The sequence below is a fragment of the Helicobacter sp. CaF467b genome (assembly GCF_022664765.1).
Taxonomy (GTDB): Bacteria; Campylobacterota; Campylobacteria; order Campylobacterales; family Helicobacteraceae; genus Helicobacter_D; species Helicobacter_D colisuis.
The window spans coordinates 1,087,577-1,103,409 of sequence record NZ_JALAIY010000001.1; the positions used below are offsets into that span (position 1 = coordinate 1,087,577).

General features: G+C 35.0%; 16 protein-coding genes. All 16 read right to left on the reverse strand.

Annotated features, from left to right (window positions below):
- Window positions 1-106: 106 nt before the first annotated feature.
- Window positions 107-337, reverse strand: coding sequence for an NADH-ubiquinone oxidoreductase subunit E family protein (locus MKD52_RS05545; protein ID WP_112056617.1), 231 nt, complete (start codon window positions 335-337; stop codon window positions 107-109).
- A complete protein-coding gene (nuoD, locus tag MKD52_RS05550; protein WP_242099551.1) occupies window positions 334-1,563 on the reverse strand; it encodes an NADH dehydrogenase (quinone) subunit D in 1,230 nt (409 codons plus the stop codon). The genes MKD52_RS05545 and nuoD overlap by 4 nt, the downstream gene beginning before the upstream one ends.
- Window position 1,564: 1 nt before the next feature.
- Window positions 1,565-2,365: an NADH-quinone oxidoreductase subunit C gene (locus tag MKD52_RS05555; protein ID WP_242099552.1), complete on the reverse strand. Its 801-nt coding sequence runs from the start codon at window positions 2,363-2,365 to the stop codon at window positions 1,565-1,567.
- 9 nt (window positions 2,366-2,374) lie between these two features.
- Window positions 2,375-2,884 carry an NADH-quinone oxidoreductase subunit B gene (locus tag MKD52_RS05560; protein ID WP_181566520.1) on the reverse strand — a complete coding sequence of 170 codons (510 nt, stop codon included), beginning with the start codon at window positions 2,882-2,884 and terminating at the stop codon, window positions 2,375-2,377.
- Window positions 2,866-3,255 (reverse strand): NAD(P)H-quinone oxidoreductase subunit 3, encoded by a 390-nt coding sequence (locus MKD52_RS05565; RefSeq protein ID WP_112056613.1) that lies wholly within the window; start codon window positions 3,253-3,255, stop codon window positions 2,866-2,868. Before MKD52_RS05565 ends, MKD52_RS05560 begins: the two co-directional genes overlap by 19 nt.
- Before the next feature lie 212 nt (window positions 3,256-3,467).
- Window positions 3,468-3,866, reverse strand: coding sequence for a chaperone NapD (locus MKD52_RS05570; RefSeq protein WP_242099553.1), 399 nt, complete (start codon window positions 3,864-3,866; stop codon window positions 3,468-3,470).
- Between the two features lie 9 nt (window positions 3,867-3,875).
- On the reverse strand, window positions 3,876-4,829 hold the full coding sequence (locus MKD52_RS05575) for a nitrate reductase (protein ID WP_112056611.1): 954 nt from the start codon (window positions 4,827-4,829) through the stop codon (window positions 3,876-3,878).
- A complete protein-coding gene (locus MKD52_RS08670; protein WP_242099554.1) occupies window positions 4,823-5,341 on the reverse strand; it encodes a 4Fe-4S binding protein in 519 nt (172 codons plus the stop codon). The genes MKD52_RS05575 and MKD52_RS08670 overlap by 7 nt, the downstream gene beginning before the upstream one ends.
- Complete coding sequence (locus tag MKD52_RS05585) at window positions 5,338-5,862, reverse strand: nitrate reductase cytochrome c-type subunit (protein WP_112056609.1); 525 nt, start codon at window positions 5,860-5,862, stop codon at window positions 5,338-5,340. The genes MKD52_RS08670 and MKD52_RS05585 overlap by 4 nt, the downstream gene beginning before the upstream one ends.
- Window positions 5,859-6,665, reverse strand: coding sequence for a quinol dehydrogenase ferredoxin subunit NapH (gene napH / locus MKD52_RS05590; RefSeq protein WP_112056608.1), 807 nt, complete (start codon window positions 6,663-6,665; stop codon window positions 5,859-5,861). Before napH ends, MKD52_RS05585 begins: the two co-directional genes overlap by 4 nt.
- Window positions 6,662-7,441, reverse strand: coding sequence for a ferredoxin-type protein NapG (gene napG, locus MKD52_RS05595; RefSeq protein ID WP_242099555.1), 780 nt, complete (start codon window positions 7,439-7,441; stop codon window positions 6,662-6,664). Before napG ends, napH begins: the two co-directional genes overlap by 4 nt.
- Before the next feature lie 5 nt (window positions 7,442-7,446).
- Window positions 7,447-10,233: a nitrate reductase catalytic subunit NapA gene (gene napA / locus MKD52_RS05600; protein WP_242099556.1), complete on the reverse strand. Its 2,787-nt coding sequence runs from the start codon at window positions 10,231-10,233 to the stop codon at window positions 7,447-7,449.
- 143 nt (window positions 10,234-10,376) lie between these two features.
- Window positions 10,377-11,336 carry a chemotaxis protein gene (locus tag MKD52_RS05605; RefSeq protein ID WP_112056605.1) on the reverse strand — a complete coding sequence of 320 codons (960 nt, stop codon included), beginning with the start codon at window positions 11,334-11,336 and terminating at the stop codon, window positions 10,377-10,379.
- 55 nt (window positions 11,337-11,391) lie between these two features.
- A complete protein-coding gene (locus MKD52_RS05610; protein WP_242099557.1) occupies window positions 11,392-13,095 on the reverse strand; it encodes an ABC transporter ATP-binding protein in 1,704 nt (567 codons plus the stop codon).
- Complete coding sequence (locus MKD52_RS05615) at window positions 13,095-15,029, reverse strand: PBP1A family penicillin-binding protein (RefSeq protein WP_242099558.1); 1,935 nt, start codon at window positions 15,027-15,029, stop codon at window positions 13,095-13,097. The genes MKD52_RS05610 and MKD52_RS05615 overlap by 1 nt, the downstream gene beginning before the upstream one ends.
- A 111-nt stretch (window positions 15,030-15,140) precedes the next feature.
- The gene (locus MKD52_RS05620) at window positions 15,141-15,833 is read right to left on the reverse strand and encodes a response regulator (protein WP_112056602.1); all 693 of its coding nucleotides are present in this window, start codon (window positions 15,831-15,833) and stop codon (window positions 15,141-15,143) included.

Consider the following 15,833-nt stretch of genomic DNA (forward strand, 5'->3'; position numbering starts at 1 on the left):
CCGCCTAGTAAAACCGCTGCACCTTTTTGCTCTTCTTTTAAATATTGACTAAGGGGAGTAATTTTTCCGCCATTTTGGCAATAAATCTCAAAAAACTCTCTTAACATTAACAAACCCTCTTTACTACAATTGTCCAATCCACTTCATTAAAACGCAAGGAATTTAACAATTCATTTCCACTTTTTGCTACAATATCCGCACTTTTTTGCACATTTTCAAATTCCAAGACTTCAAACAAAAAAATCCCTACTTCCCCCATTTCTAGCTGTGTTTTCAAGATCTCTTCCAAACGCCCTCCAAAATCATTCTTTAAATGCCTTAAATCAAAACGCTTCATCGGTCAATCTCTCCAAAAACAATATTTGTATTACCAATAATTGTTACCACATCTGCCAAATAATGTCCAGGCAATAAATCCTGTAAAACTCCAGTATGAAAAAAGCTAGGAGTTCGCATTTTTACCCTATAAGGATAAGGTTCTCCCTCAGATCTAATAAAAAATCCAAGCTCTCCCTTAGGCGATTCTGTTGGCACATATACTTCACCAACAGGGGGACGCATACCTTGTGTTACCAAAACAAAATGTTGCATTAATGAATAGTTTTGTGTCATAATTTGCTCTTTTGGTGCAGAAAAATAACGCACATCTTCACACATTAATAAAGAATCTGTCTCTTTATATTTTTCAATCAACTGATACAAGATTCTAATGCTTTGTCTCATTTCTTCCATATAAAGCAAATAACGCCCATAGCTATCATTACTATAACTCACTGGAATATCAAATTCCAATTCATTATAAAGCTCATAGGGTTCTTCTTTTCGTATATCCCACTCTATTCCACTACCACGCAACATAACTCCACTAAGACCCCAACTCTTTGCCATTTCAGGACTAACAACGCCCACATTTTCTAAACGCATTCTCCAAATACGATTCTCACTCAAAATCCCCTCATACAAAGCAATTTGTTTTGGCAAAGAATCCAAATATACCTTAAGCTTATCACACCAATCTAGCGGCAAATCTAATGGAACCCCCCCAATTCTAATACTTGAATGTGTCAATCTAGCCCCACAATAATCTTCAATCAAGTCAATTCCAAATTCTCTCTCTCTAAAACAATAAAGAAAAATACTCATCGCTCCAACATCAAGGGCGTGCGTGGCAAGCCAGAATAAATGAGAAATAATTCGATTAAGTTCCAAAAGCATTGTTCTAATCACTTGCGCCCTGCGAGGAACACTTACTCCAAGTAACTTCTCAACACTCAAAGCAAAAGCATAATTATTTGAACTTGCGGCAATATAATCCATTCTATCTGTTGTTGGCAAAAATTCATTATAAATCATATTTTCTGCCATTTTTTCCATTCCGCGATGTAAATAACCAACTTCTGGAGTTGCTTTAATAACTTTCTCACCCTCTAATTCCAAAATTAACCGCAATTGTCCGTGTGAACTTGGATGCTGAGGACCAAAATTTAACACCATCGCATTATCGCTAATTCTATCAAAAGCAACATTTTCATAAAAAGGCATTAGCTTATTTGGTTGTTGCATTTTATTTCCTTTTTTCTAATTGTTTGGAATTTTTAGGATCGAGTTTGGATACAAAAAGCACTCCATCTTCTTCTTGGTAGCAAATAGGCTTTTCTCTCTCTTTATTTCTATCAATCTCTTCTCCATAGCCAACTTCATAACCAAGTCGCGAGAATCTTGTCGTATCATAGCGATCAATTCTAGCTGAATCTCTTTGTTCCCTGCCAATAACCTCACGATATTCTTCACCAAAAATCGTATCCACTTCATACCATTGGGCGTTTTCATCACCTTGCAAAGGATAACTTTTTAAAAGCGGATGACCCACCCAATCATCTGGCATTAAAATTCGTTTTGGATAAGGATGATTTTGGGGTAAGATTCCAAACATATCATACATTTCTCTCTCGCTCCAATTAGCACTTTTAAAAAGCCCACTAACAGATTGGATTTTTTCGCCTTTCTTTAAGAATATTTTCACGCGCAATCGCCTCTTTTCTTTTATATTAAGCAATTGATAAAAAATCTCAAATCCTCCCTTTTGCTCCAAATAATCCATAGCACTCATTTCACTTAAAACTTCATAACCCAAAGCTTTTAATTTTTCCAAACATTCATAAATCATCTCCGCTTCCACCCAAACAATTGGAGTTCCACGCATTACATAAGCTTCAGCAACCCTGCAAACTTCCTCTAGAGCTTTTAGCTCTTTTAGCACCGATTCATCAGTGATATTTTCTTTAGGAATCTGCGGTGAAACATAAAAACGATCTTTGTAATAAACCTGCTTTTGTGCATTAGTTTTTGGCTTATATTCTCTCATTTTAATTCCCTAAATTAGCCGCTTTGGCATTTTTTTATGATTGGCTTTTTGTTTGCGGATTTTTTGTTGCAATACCATAAGGGCATATTGCAGTGTTTCAGGTCGCGGTGAGCAACCAGGCAAATAAATATCCACAGGAATGATTCTATCTACCCCTTGCACAGTGGCATAAGTGTTAAACATTCCACCCGTATTAGCGCAACTTCCCATAGAAATTACCCACTTAGGTTCAGGCATTTGATCATAAAGTCGCCTTACAAATTGTGCGTGTTTTTTGGTGACTGTTCCTGCAATAATCATCACATCGCTTTGTCTTGGAGAAGCCCTAAAAATCGTCCCAAATCTATCAAAATCATACCGACTAGCCCCCGTTGCCATCATCTCAATAGCACAACACGCAAGCCCATAAGTCATAGCCCACAACGAATTACTTCTACCCCAATTAACTAACTTATCCACACTGCTTAGCGCAATAGGAAGCCCCTTATGTCTTAAATAATCTACTTCATGCTCTGCCATTGCAATGCTCCTTTTCTCCATGCATAAACAAATCCCACAACTAATAACAAAAGAAACAAAATCATCTCAACAAAACCAAAAATACCCAAAATTTTAAAATCTACTGCCCAAGGAAACATAAAAATAATCTCAATGTCAAACAAAATAAACAATAACGCCATTAAATAAAATTGCGATGAGATTCGGTTAGGCTGCTTAGTAGGAGCCAATCCACATTCATAAGGGGCTAATTTCAGCTTTTGTGTATTTTTGCTTGCCATTTTTCTTCCTATAAAACGAGAAAGAAATGTCATAGTTAAAAAAAGAGCAAAAGTAAAAATAAAAATTACAAAAACACCAAAATATGGGTGCGCTACATCCAAATGAAACATTTACATTCCTTCTAAAAAATATCCTTTTATATTATCAAACTTTTCTTAAAAATAAGAACAAGAATCTATCTGTTTAACTTTTTTAAACACTAAAGTTTTGCCAATATTCTATTTTTTCTCAATCTCCACAAAAACACAGAAAACAAAAACACAAAAAATTAACTTTGATTATTTTAGAATACAGATAATTTAAGACTGCAAATAGTGCAATCTTATTTATTTTTTAGATTTAAAATGCTATCAATTTTATCTTGAACATCCCCGCTATATCCTATTTCTTCAGCTTTTAGCTTATCATTTTTAAGGATTTCAGGCACCACTTCTTGCCTTTGAATATTCTCTTGCAAAACTTCTAATTCAAAATTATGATAAGTATAAATCATTTGTGTAGATATTACACCTTTTAAGCCTTCAATCTTTTTTAATGTTCGTATTTCTTCATCAACACTACTTGATTCAATAGTAACAACAATCTTACCACTCTCATCTTTGTAATGACATTGTGTCTGTGGAATCTCTTCAATCTCCCCCCAAAGCCTTTGAATATCTCCCCCCTTACACATCACCACCAAACTTGAAACATTAAAATCTTCTATTTTCTCATTTTGCATACTTTTCCTTTAAGGCAATTTCCAAAACAAAATATTCTTTTCATCTTCAGCACTTATGATTCTTTTGTCATCCACAAAAATAATACTATTTAATAAGCTATTATGCCCCTGCAAAATAGCGACCTCTTCTTTGCTTGAAATCTTAAAAATAACAATATCGCTCATCTCATTTTTCATATAAGCCCCAAACTCTCCACTCGCACTTAGCCCTACACTATACACCAAAAACTCCGCTTCCTTAGCATAGCTTTGCGAATTCTTTAAATACACCCCTGCTTTTCTGTCTTGTCCTGCTGTAATCACAACTAGTCCATTTGAAGTAGAAGCCATCTTGGCTTCATAAACATTATCTTTATTTATTCCGCTTAATTCTTCCAAAACTTCTCCGCTTAAAACTTCCCCATAATACAAGATTCCAGATTCACAAGAAACAAGAAACTTTGTCCTATCTTTACTTAAAATAAAATCCGAAAAAGTCGCTTCTGAAAGCTGTTTTTGATAAATCACTTTTTTATCTTTTAAGTCATACAATACAATCTCATTACTCATTAATCCTAAAAAAATCCTATCTTTATCTACAAAAGCTGCTTTTTTGACATTTAAGACTAAAGGTAGTTTTTCCAGTTTTTCTTCAAAAATAAAAAGATTCTTTTTTCCATCACTCCCCTCGCTATCAATCAAGAATCGCTGATCAAAAAAATCCACAGAAAACACCTTAGGCGGATAAGAATCGCCAAAAAAATTACTAATATGGGGTAGCTCTATAAGGGTTTTTTGGGAAATATTTTGGAACTTAGAATCAAAGTTAATCTCCACCACTTCACCAAAATCTGTTGCCACAAAAAGTCTATTATCTATATAATTCATATCAATAATATTGTTTTTTAAACTTAATTGATAAAAGGGATTTACCGCAAAAGCACTCCCCAAAAACCACAAGAATAAAAAAATTATTTTTAGCATTTTCTTTCCTTTAGAGTAATAGCTTTAGTTGGACATACACCAAGACAAAACCCACAACCAATGCAATTTTTATTAATTACAGGATAAAACATTCCTATAAAATCAATGGCTTTTTGGCTCCCAAGCACACTTTGACAAACTTCTTTGCAAGTATAACACATCGTTTTATGATAACCTAAACATTGAAGTTCATCAATACATACTTCAAAATTCCAATGACTCTCACTCTCTTCTTTTAAAACTTCATTAGGACAAGCCTTTGCGCACTCACCACAAAGCTTGCACCCCTCCAAGCTAAAATCCACATAAGGAATTTCATCACACACCTTTATAATCCCTTTTTGACAAATTGTTTCACACGCTTCTACACAAGGCTTTTTGCAATCTTTGCACATTTTCTCAAAAAGAGATTTATCTTGATTATAAGGGGGGAGTGGAAGCCAAAAATCACTTTCCTTTTTCTTCCCACCTTTTAATAAAAAGCTAAAAAAATCTCTACGATTTTCTCTCACTTCACACCTTCATTTAAAACATCAAGCAAATTAGATTTTGTATTACTATTTTCTTGACGAAAATCAGCCTTAAAGTTATTTTCAACTAAAGGTGCTGCATTTACTTGTGTTGTGTGGCAAATCACACAATTAAAGCGATTCTCATCCATTTCCCCATGCAAGTCTTTATTATTTCTTAAATCATAGAAATGAGATTTAGGCATAGCTGTTGCTCCTACTGCTTCTGCAATCTCGGGCAAATGGCAACCCGTGCAAGAATTATTGTCTTTTGTAATAGGCAACATTCCATCAAGATTGTGTGAAATCATAGGAGGGGCATTTTCAAAAGCACGCTCAATTAGTTCTGATTCACCCGCTACCTTACCTTCATAATCATAAGCTTGAATTTGTGCTTCCTCATTAAAAAGTGTCGTTTTTCTCAAACCTATTTCTTCAGCAGAATAACCCTGCATACTTTTGCAACCAATAAAAGCTAAGGAGAGTGCGCTTACTCCCACGATCATTATTGTTTTAAAATTCATCTTATTTCCTTTTTTGCAAAATCTAAAAGATTAAATCTAAGGGCATTATCCCCACAAACTTCAATACACCTTCCACATCGAGTGCATTCTCCACCTATAACCTTTCCACTCTCTTTTCCAATCAATCCAAGTACTTGCTTTTCTGGACAAATCTTTTTGCATTCCATACAATGTGTGCAAGAATCCAAATCATATTTCACCTTCAAAAAAGCAAATTTACTTACTAGCGAGTAAAAAGCTCCAAGCGGACACAAATGACCACAAAATCCATGAGATACAACAAATAAATCCAACAAAAACACTAAAAGCACTGCAAAAGCTCCAAAGCCCATACCAAAAACAATTCCACGATGAATCATTCCAATAGGACTAATAGCTTCAAAAGCTGCCATTCCAAATAAGCTTGAGAGAATCAAAGTCAAAAACAAAACAACATAGCGTATTCTTCTGCTTAAATAAAGCGGTGCATAGCTGATATTTAAAACTCTGCGCAAATAATTTGCCAAATCCGTAACTAGATTCATAGGACAAACATAAGAACAAAAAGCTCTCCCAACAATCAAACCATAAAAGACAAGAATAATTAATCCACCCACTAAAGCATTGATTCCAACTATCGCTCCACTAAATAAAAGTTGCAAAATAGCAAAAGGATCACTCAATGGAATCATCTCAAAAAGCAAAGAGCCACTAAGATTGCCCTGCAAAATCTTAATCCCTGCATAATTACCCAAAACATATAAACACAATAAGCCAATTTGAGCAATGCGTCTTAAGACCAAAAAACGATACTTTTTCATCATAGCTCCCCACTATTAAGGTAATCTTGCACTTCTTGCAAATTCTCTTTATCTTTTTTTAAATGGTGCAATGTCGCATTTTCCAATCTCTTTTCATCTTGCCTTTCCCAGCCTTTAATGTAATTTGTGCCTACTGCTCCCAAAGCAATTTCCCTAGGCATTACAATAATGGCTGCATCTTGTGTTACACAGGCTTTTTCACATTTACCACAACCAGTGCAAACCTCACTTTCAACAACAGGTAGCAAGTAAGAATGCTTTCCAGTTCGCTCATTTCGTTTTAGCTCTAATTTAATCGCCTCGCCTATCAAAGGACAAGCGCGGTAACACGCATCACATTGAATCCCCCAATAAGCCACACAATGCTCTTTATCCACAATAGCCACACCCATTTTTGCTTTATTAATCTCCCATATTCCATCACTCTGCACCAACTTCGGCTCCAAGGCTTTTGTAGGACAAATAGCTACACAAGGAATATCAGGACACATCTCACAAGGAATCTCTCGTGGAATGAAATAAGGCGTTCCAATGGGCTTCCCACTTCCTGCGCTTGCAAGCTTTAGGGTATCAAAAGGACAAGCCTCAACACAAAGCCCACATTTAATACAATGCTTTAAAAACTCTTTTTCTTCTAAAGCACCCGGTGGTCGTAAAATAAGAGGATTAGCTTTGCTTTCCTTTAAAAAAGCACTCCAAACTAATCCACCCACCATTGTCATTGCGACTGCTTGTGCTGCTTGAATAAAGAAAACTCTTCTTGGATTTTTGTTCTCCATAGATTTTATGCCTTATAAATTTTCACTGCACACTTTTTAAAATCAGTTTGCTTAGAAATTGGGCAAGTCGCATCAAGACAAACTTTATTAATATACACCTTTTCATCAAACCAAGGCACATACACTAAGCCCATTGGAGGTCGATTTCTACCTCTCATATCCACTCTTGCCTTGACTTTTCCTCGTCTTGATTCAACCCAAACTGCATCATTTTGCTGAATACCTAGTTTCTCTCCATCTTCTGGATTCATATAGCACAATGCTTCTGGAACTGCACGATAAAGTTCTGGCACTCTCATCGTCATTGTTCCACTATGCCAATGTTCTAACACACGACCAGTACTTAGCCAAAATGGATATTCTGCATTTGGCATCTCTGGTGGATCCATATAAGGGCGGAAAAAGATTTTTGCTTTGTTTTTAAGCGAATATTTTTCACTTGTTTTGGGCGATTTTAAATCTCCCCTTGGCAATTCTTTTGCAAAAGCTCCATAGAAAGCAAACTCTCCATTATTTGCTTTTCTTGCATAATAGTCATATTTGCTATTAAATCTCCATTGTGTTTCTTTACCATCTACTACAGGCCATCTTAAACCTCTAACTCTATGATAAGTATCAAAATCCGCTAAATCATGTCCATGTCCGATACCAAATTTACGATATTCCTCCCAAAGATATTTTTGCACAAAAAATCCATAACCTTCAAAAACTTTGCCATCACTGCCAATTACTTGTCTTTTATCACCAAATACTTCAGAGTTCAATTCATTTTCCAATATTTTATCATCGGTTTTATAGCTTTTTGCTTCTTTGTTAGCATAAAGCACTTCATAAAGTGTTGTATCTTCACTATATCCCATTGCTTTAGCTTCTTCTAGCACATTTGGCAATGTAAGTTTATCATTGATTTTCTTTTCACCCCATACTTCTTTTAGAGTGAATCGTTTTGAAAATTCCATCATCTGCCAAGTATCGCTCATTGCATTTCCTTGTGGCAAGACTTGTTGTTTCCAATGTTGTGTGCGGCGTTCAGCATTTCCATACGCACCCCATTTTTCATAAATCATTGCAACTGGCAAAATTAAGTCTGCTACTTTTGCACTAATTCCCGGATAAGCATCTGAAACCACAATGAAATTATCCATTTCTCTAGCTGCTTTAATCCAATGATTTGCATTAGCAGTATTTTGCCAAGGATTATTAACTTGCACCCAAGCCCATTTAATCTTACCATCTTCTAAATTGCGCATAATTTGCATAAAATGCGCCCCAATTTGAGGATTGATAGTTCCACTTGGAAGTTTCCAAATTTTCTCTGTAATCTCTCTGTGTTTTTTATTTCCTACTACCATATCTGCTGGTAATCTATGTGAGAATGTCCCCACCTCTCTTGCTGTTCCACAAGCACTAGGTTGTCCTGTGAGAGAGAATGCACCACTTCCGGGTTTAGCTTGTTTTCCTAGCAACATATGAACCATATAGCTTTGCTCATTCACCCAAGTTCCTCTTGTGTGTTGATTCATACCCATAGTCCAAAAGCTAACGATTTTTCTATTTTTATCTACATAATAACTTGCTAGTGTTTTTAATTTTTCTTTAAAGGATTCTAAACTTTCTTTTGAATCACCTTTTGCAATTTTAGCAACAAAATCAAGCGTATAAGGTTCTAGGGCTGTTTTAAAATCTTCAAAGGAAATTTCCCAGTGATTCCCAGCACTAGCAGCGTGTTTATTTTCCATTACTTCACCTGCTTTCATACCCAAATAGCGTAAAGTAACTCCTTCATTCTCACTTAAAACTTTAGATTTCTCTTTTGCTGCTATATCAAGCTCTTTTGAATCGTATTTGGCGTGTTTAATATCTGTTCTCATACCATAACCAATATCAACAAAACCTGTTGTGAAAATACAATTCTTTTTCACAAAGTTCCAATCAATTGATTCTGGGTGATTATAAACAATCTCTCTTGCAATATAATTCCAAATAGCCAAATCCGTATGTGGAGTAAAAACAATCTCTGTATCTGCCAAATCTGAAGTGCGATTAGAATAAGGAGTAAGATTAACAATGCGCACCTTATTAGGTGAAGATAGTTTCCTATCAGTAACTCTAGCCCAAAGAATCGGATGCATTTCAGACATATTTGCACCCCAAGTTACAATAGTATCTGTTAATTCAATGTCATCATAGCAACCAGCTGGTTCATCAATTCCAAAAGTTTCCATAAATCCCACAACCGCACTTGCCATACAATGTCGAGCATTAGGATCAATATTATTACTTCTAAAGCCACCCTTGATGAGTTTTACTGCCGCATAGCCTTCTTGAATCGTGTATTGCCCAGAACCAAAAACACCAATTCCTGTTGGACCTAGCTCATTATAAGCTTCTTTGAACTTTTGTTCCATAACATCAAAAGCTCTTTGCCAACTCACTGGTTGGAATCGACCATTTTTATCAAATTCACCTTGTGCATTGACACGCAAAAGAGGTTGAGTTAATCTATCTTGCCCATACATAATTTTGGCATTAAAATAACCTTTAATACAATTCAAACCTCGATTTACGGGTGCTGCTGGATCGCCTTTGATAGCTACGATTTGCTCATCTTTAGTAGCAACCATAATTCCACAGCCTGTTCCACAAAATCGACAAACTGCCTTATCCCATTTCCAACCACCTTCAACTTCTTTTGCTATCAAAGCTTGAGGTGCTGGAACTGCAATACCTGCAACACTTGCCGCACTAACAGCTGCTGCTGTCTTCAAAAACTCGCGTCTTGTTTGCGCCATATATGCCTCCTTAATTTGCTTAGCATTTTTAATGCAAAAGAATTATAGCACTTAAGGAGGATAAAAGATTTGATTTAAGTCAATATATATATTTGTATATTTCGTATTTATGGGGGCTAAAAGCCCTTTTGGAATAAGAAAGATTATTTAATCATAAAGCGTCTTAAGGCATCTTCCACTTCTACTGGATTAGATTTGGAGATAAATTCATCAGCTTTTAAAGAACGCGCCATATCTTCATTGCTACTCCCACTCATCGAAGAATTAACAACAACAGGAATATTGGCTGTTAGTGGATTATTTTTTACCTGTTTAATAACCTCAAATCCACTTGCCTCTGGCATCTCTAGGTCGGTAATCACAATTCCTATTTTGGAAATATCTGTATCTTTAGCAAAAATATAATCTAACAATCTCTGTCCATTAGGGAAAGTTTTATAATTCACACCAAGTTTATTAAGAATATTTTGCATTGTTTTAATAACACTTGGAGAATCATCTGCTAATAAAACTTCATTACTTGTTACGATTTGTTTGATTTTATCAATCTCATCATTCTTCTCATCTTCAATCCATGGGAATACATCAACTAGCATTTTTTCAATATCCACCACTTGCACCAAGCGTCCATCAAAATAGCGTGTTCGGCTTACTAATTTGCTATTTAATCCGGAATTCCCAATGCCTGCACTTTGCTCTATCTCTGTCCATTTTTTGTTCAAAATCCGATCGGCTTCATAGATTCTAACACCCACCGTCCATTTAGAAAATTCACAAATCATGATGACTTCATCATCGCCCTCTTCTCGTTTAATTCCATAAGGCTCAAGGTTTTTTGTTTTATCTCTTGAATCATAATAAAACCATTTTTTCAAATCAATCAACGGAATAGTTAATTCTCTAATCGTAATCAACCCCTCTACCAACGAACTCCCCCCGTGAGAAACAATCGTAATTTCACCTCGGTATTTCACCACTTCACGAATCTTAAAAACATTCACTGCATATAAATCTTTATCTTTTTCTAGCCTAAAACAAAGAAGCTGTAATTCGTTATTTCTATGGAGATTGGTTATTTGATCAACATTTGATAGATTTGACATTTTAGCGCCTTACTTAAAATTTTATTTAATTATAACATAATTTAAAATAAGAAAATTACTGATTTTTGTAATATTCCCTAAAAGATTCACATTCTTTTAATAATTTTTCTTGCGAACCATGTGCAATAATTCTCCCACTTTGAAAGAAATAAATCGTATCAGCCAAAGAAACTGTAGAGAATCTGTGAGCAATGATGATTACGATTCTATCTTTGATAATCTCACTAAGCGCATCTCTAAATTCCTCCTCGGTTTTATTATCTAGCGCACTTGTGGCTTCATCCAAAATTAAAATCTCTGGATTCTTATAAAGTGCCCTTGCAATAGCAATCCTCTGTCGCTGTCCTCCACTTAGATTTGCCCCAAATTCTTCTAAAATCGTATGGATTCCATTAGGGAGCGATTCTACATAATCCAAAATTCTAGCTCTATGTAGAGCTTCTTTTACCCTTGTCTCATCTATGGCACTTCCATAAGCGATATTTTTTGCAATGCTATCATTAAAAATAAAAATTCTCTGTGTAACAATTGCCACCTTTGTTCTTAAACTTGCTTGAGTAAAATCTTGAATATTACAGCCATTAATATTTACACTTCCTTTATTTGGTTCATATAAACGCAGTAGCAAATTAACAAGCGAACTTTTACCCCCTCCGCTACTTCCCACTAAAGCAATACTCTCACCCTTGTGAATTGTAAGATTAATTTTACTTAAAGCTTGTTTTTCTCCATAAAATAAATCCACATCTTTAAAGATAATCTCTTTTACTCCATCTTGCAATATCTTGCTTCCATCTTTGATTTTGGCTTTTCTATCTAGCATTTCAAAGATTCTATCTCCTGCAGCAAAAGCTACTTGGATTTTAGCATAAAGACCACTTACGCGCTTAAAAGGAGTATAAAGCATAAAAAGTGCTGTTACAAAAGAGAAAAACGCCCCTGTGGAAATCTCATTATTAATAACCTTATGCCCCCCAATAAAAATCACCACAGCAATTGCGATTGCCCCTAAAGTTTCCATTAATGGCGAAGTTAATTCTGAAACACGCACCGTTTTCATGGAAAGGTTAAAAAGCTCCTTATTGTGTTTTGAAAATTCTTCTTTTTCTATGGTTTCTCCCGAACTTGCTTTAATAAGCTCAATATTATTAAAAATTTCTATTAATTTTGCAGACAAATCAGCATTTTTTTGTTGCATTTTTGTAGAAGCATAGCGCATTTTTCTTGCAATAAGCGCGATAGGATAAAGCGCTAAAGGCATAACTACGAGCCCATAAAAAGCCAATTCAGGACTTTGATAAATCACCACCCCAACAAGCCCCAATATAGTCAAGCTCTCTCTAATGCCTTCAATAAAGTAATTTGACACCGCACCCTGCACCGCTCCAATATCGCCAGTGATTCTAGAGATTAACTCTCCATTGCGATAGCGATTAAAAAATTCCATTTCAAAAGTTAGCATTTTACTTAATAAAATCTCTTTTAACCGCCTAACAATGTCTTGACCTACAAAACTCATATAATAAGTTTGTATATAAGCGCCAAGTCCCTTAGCAAAATAAGCTAAAACTACAAAAAAAGGCAGAATCTGCAACATAGTAATATCTTTTTTAATAAAGATATCATCTAAAACAGGCTTAACTAGGTATGCACTAGCACTACTTGCAGTTGCCACCATAATTGTCCCTACAATAGCATAAAAAAAATAAAGTTTATATTCCCTAATGTAAGGATAAAATCTTCTTAAAAAAATCTTCATTAAAAAATAATCCCATTTTGATTTTTATTTGGATTGTATCGCAAAGGTGATTTATCGGTATAATAAATCATTTCACCCTCTATCACTTGACTTCTCACACCCTCTGGTATTTTAAATTCTCGTTCCAATCCCGGATCAATTGTCAAAATCCGCTCAAAGAAATATGCAAAGGTTGATGCAGGTGCAATCCCCCCTGTTTCTCCAGCTCCCATTGCAGTATTGTCATCTTTACCATACCAAACCACTGCTTCGATGCTAGGTGAAAATCCACAAAACCACGCATCAACATTCTCATTTGTTGTTCCTGTTTTACCTGCAAGCTCAATTCCATTAACCTTAGCTCGTCTCCCTGTCCCATTTCTCACAGCATCTCTTAACATATCCACCACCAAAAAACTTTGTTGTGGAGTGTTTAAATCAGTTATTTCCTCTTGAAAATAAGTGGTATTTCCTTGATTGTCGATAATTCTATCTATTAATCTAGGCTCAATCACTCGACCATAATTAGAAAATACCATAAAATTTTTTGCCATCTCCAAAGGCGATGAACCAAAACTTCCAAGTGAAATTGTCAAGTCTTTTGGGACATTACTAAATCCATAATTTAAAATTTCCCCATAAATCTTATCAAACCCAACTTCCTCCACTAAGTTAATGGTTGCAAGATTTAATGATTTCCGCAAAGCTTCTTTTAAGGTTACATAACCATTGATATTAGGCGTATAATTCTTAGGTTGCCATTTTTTGCCCACACCACCATTTCTGTATTCGTAAGTTCTTGTAATATCTGGAATCCTATAGTTTTGTCCAAGTCCCGAATTCAAAGCACTAAGATACAAAAAAGGCTTTACACTACTGCCAATTTGTCTTTTACTTTGTGTTGCTCGATTAAAATGGCTTTTTTGATAATCCACACCACCAACTAATGCAAGAATCTTGCCTGTTTTATTTTCAAGCACAACAAAAGCACCATTGAGTTTTTCTTGTATTTTCTCATCATTTTTATGGCGAGATAAAATCTGCTCATATCCAAAAAGTAAAGATTCTTGGGCAATCTCTTGATAGTCCAAATCAATATTAAGATAAATTTTATAACCAGCACTTTTTAAATCAGCGACATCTTTTAGCTGCCGTTGCACTTCATCCACCACATAAGGAGAAATATTTTGTGTCAAAGTATCATCATACACTTTTGGAGATTCTGCAATACCTTTATCTAATTGCTCTTTACTAATCCAGCCCAACTCTTCCATTCTTTGCAAAACATTATTTGCCCTTGCCAAAGAAAAATCATAATTTTTTGTAGGATCATAAAAGCTAGGCGCTCTAGGCAAAGATACAAGAATTGCAATTTCTTTTAGCGTCAATTCATCCATTTCTTTACGAAAATATCCCTGCGAGGCAGTTTTGATTCCATAAAATCCATGCCCAAAATAAGTGTGATTCAAATAACGCTCTAAAATTTGTTCTTTGCTTAAAATTGTTTCTAATTGAAAAGCCAACAACACTTCTTTGAGTTTGCGCTCAATAGTCTTATCCCTTGTTAAAGCAACATTTTTTATAAGCTGTTGAGTAATAGTGCTACCACCTTCCACATAACCACCACTTTTGATATTCTTTAACATAGCGCGCATAATCGCATCTAAATTAACCCCAGGGTGTTCAAAAAACAAAGTATCTTCTATGGCTAAAAGCGCTTCAATAAGGCGCGGTGGAATCTCTTCAAATTTTGCATAAAAACGAAACTCTTTATCAAATAAATTAGCAATCAAACGCCCTTTTCTATCAAAAATCTGCGTTGTAATGGGAGGATTGTATTCCACAATCTTGTCAGTATCTTTATGAATTTCATAGTAGAATTGTGAAACAAAAATAATAATTGCAATAAAAGCGATAATGCATGAAGCAAAAAAGATTCTTAAAAAAATTTTCATTAAAATTCCATTTTAGACAAAAGATAAATATTTCAAAAAGATTCTAGCATACATTTTTTTAAGAAAAGTTTGCGCACTTCTAGGAGATAAAGCCCTCTATTTGTTTGTATTTTAGAGAATTTTTGTAATTTTATAGCCCATTCTAGAGTGATTTTTAATCAAATCATAATAAGTCTTTCTACGCAAATTATTGATGTGCATACGCAAAGAATCCATTGTCATTTGCTGCCCTCTCCAAACTTTTTTGCGGAATTCATCATAAGTTACTGGGAAATTTTCAGCTTTAATAAGCAATTCTAAAATGCGACATTCCCTTTCAGTTAATTCAAAAATTGCATAACCCTTCACAATAGACTTGTCTTTTCTGCGATAAAACACACCTTGCCCCAAATCAATCATTTGTTCTTTACAAAGCTGTTTGTTGATGGAAAGCAACAAAACAAATAACTCTTCTAAATCCACTACCTTTTTGATAAAATAAGCAGAATTTAGTCCAACAATTCGAGAAATCTTTTCTTCATCGCTATAAGCAGTCATAAAAATAACCGGAAATGTGGAATTAACTTTTCGCATTGACTCCACCATTGTAATGCCATCAATTTTACCTTCTAAATTAATATCTGTTATTACTATATCAACCACATTGTTTTTAAACAGCTTTAAGCCTTCTTCTCTATTGCTTGCAGTTAGAATTTTACGACACCTACGCTCCAATGGCATCTTCAATAAATCAAGCGCAATCTCATCATCCTCAACAATCAAAATCGTAAGACTACCAAGCGGCTCTAATAAATCTGGAGACAT

What these genes read in the sequence shown, in the direction of transcription:
- napG (WP_242099555.1), bottom strand. Translation starts at nt 7,441, where the DNA reads ATGGAGAACAAAAATCCAAGAAGAGTTTTCTTTATTCAAGCAGCACAA.
- MKD52_RS05560 (WP_181566520.1), bottom strand. Translation starts at nt 2,884, where the DNA reads ATGGCAGAGCATGAAGTAGATTATTTAAGACATAAGGGGCTTCCTATT.
- MKD52_RS05555 (WP_242099552.1), bottom strand. Translation starts at nt 2,365, where the DNA reads ATGAGAGAATATAAGCCAAAAACTAATGCACAAAAGCAGGTTTATTAC.
- nuoD (WP_242099551.1), bottom strand. Translation starts at nt 1,563, where the DNA reads ATGCAACAACCAAATAAGCTAATGCCTTTTTATGAAAATGTTGCTTTT.
- MKD52_RS05565 (WP_112056613.1), bottom strand. Translation starts at nt 3,255, where the DNA reads ATGTTTCATTTGGATGTAGCGCACCCATATTTTGGTGTTTTTGTAATT.
- MKD52_RS05575 (WP_112056611.1), bottom strand. Translation starts at nt 4,829, where the DNA reads ATGCTAAAAATAATTTTTTTATTCTTGTGGTTTTTGGGGAGTGCTTTT.
- MKD52_RS05610 (WP_242099557.1), bottom strand. Translation starts at nt 13,095, where the DNA reads ATGAAGATTTTTTTAAGAAGATTTTATCCTTACATTAGGGAATATAAA.
- MKD52_RS05585 (WP_112056609.1), bottom strand. Translation starts at nt 5,862, where the DNA reads ATGAATTTTAAAACAATAATGATCGTGGGAGTAAGCGCACTCTCCTTA.
- napH (WP_112056608.1), bottom strand. Translation starts at nt 6,665, where the DNA reads ATGATGAAAAAGTATCGTTTTTTGGTCTTAAGACGCATTGCTCAAATT.
- MKD52_RS05605 (WP_112056605.1), bottom strand. Translation starts at nt 11,336, where the DNA reads ATGTCAAATCTATCAAATGTTGATCAAATAACCAATCTCCATAGAAAT.
- MKD52_RS05620 (WP_112056602.1), bottom strand. Translation starts at nt 15,833, where the DNA reads ATGTCTCCAGATTTATTAGAGCCGCTTGGTAGTCTTACGATTTTGATT.
- napA (WP_242099556.1), bottom strand. Translation starts at nt 10,233, where the DNA reads ATGGCGCAAACAAGACGCGAGTTTTTGAAGACAGCAGCAGCTGTTAGT.
- MKD52_RS05545 (WP_112056617.1), bottom strand. Translation starts at nt 337, where the DNA reads ATGAAGCGTTTTGATTTAAGGCATTTAAAGAATGATTTTGGAGGGCGT.
- MKD52_RS05570 (WP_242099553.1), bottom strand. Translation starts at nt 3,866, where the DNA reads ATGCAAAATGAGAAAATAGAAGATTTTAATGTTTCAAGTTTGGTGGTG.
- MKD52_RS05615 (WP_242099558.1), bottom strand. Translation starts at nt 15,029, where the DNA reads ATGAAAATTTTTTTAAGAATCTTTTTTGCTTCATGCATTATCGCTTTT.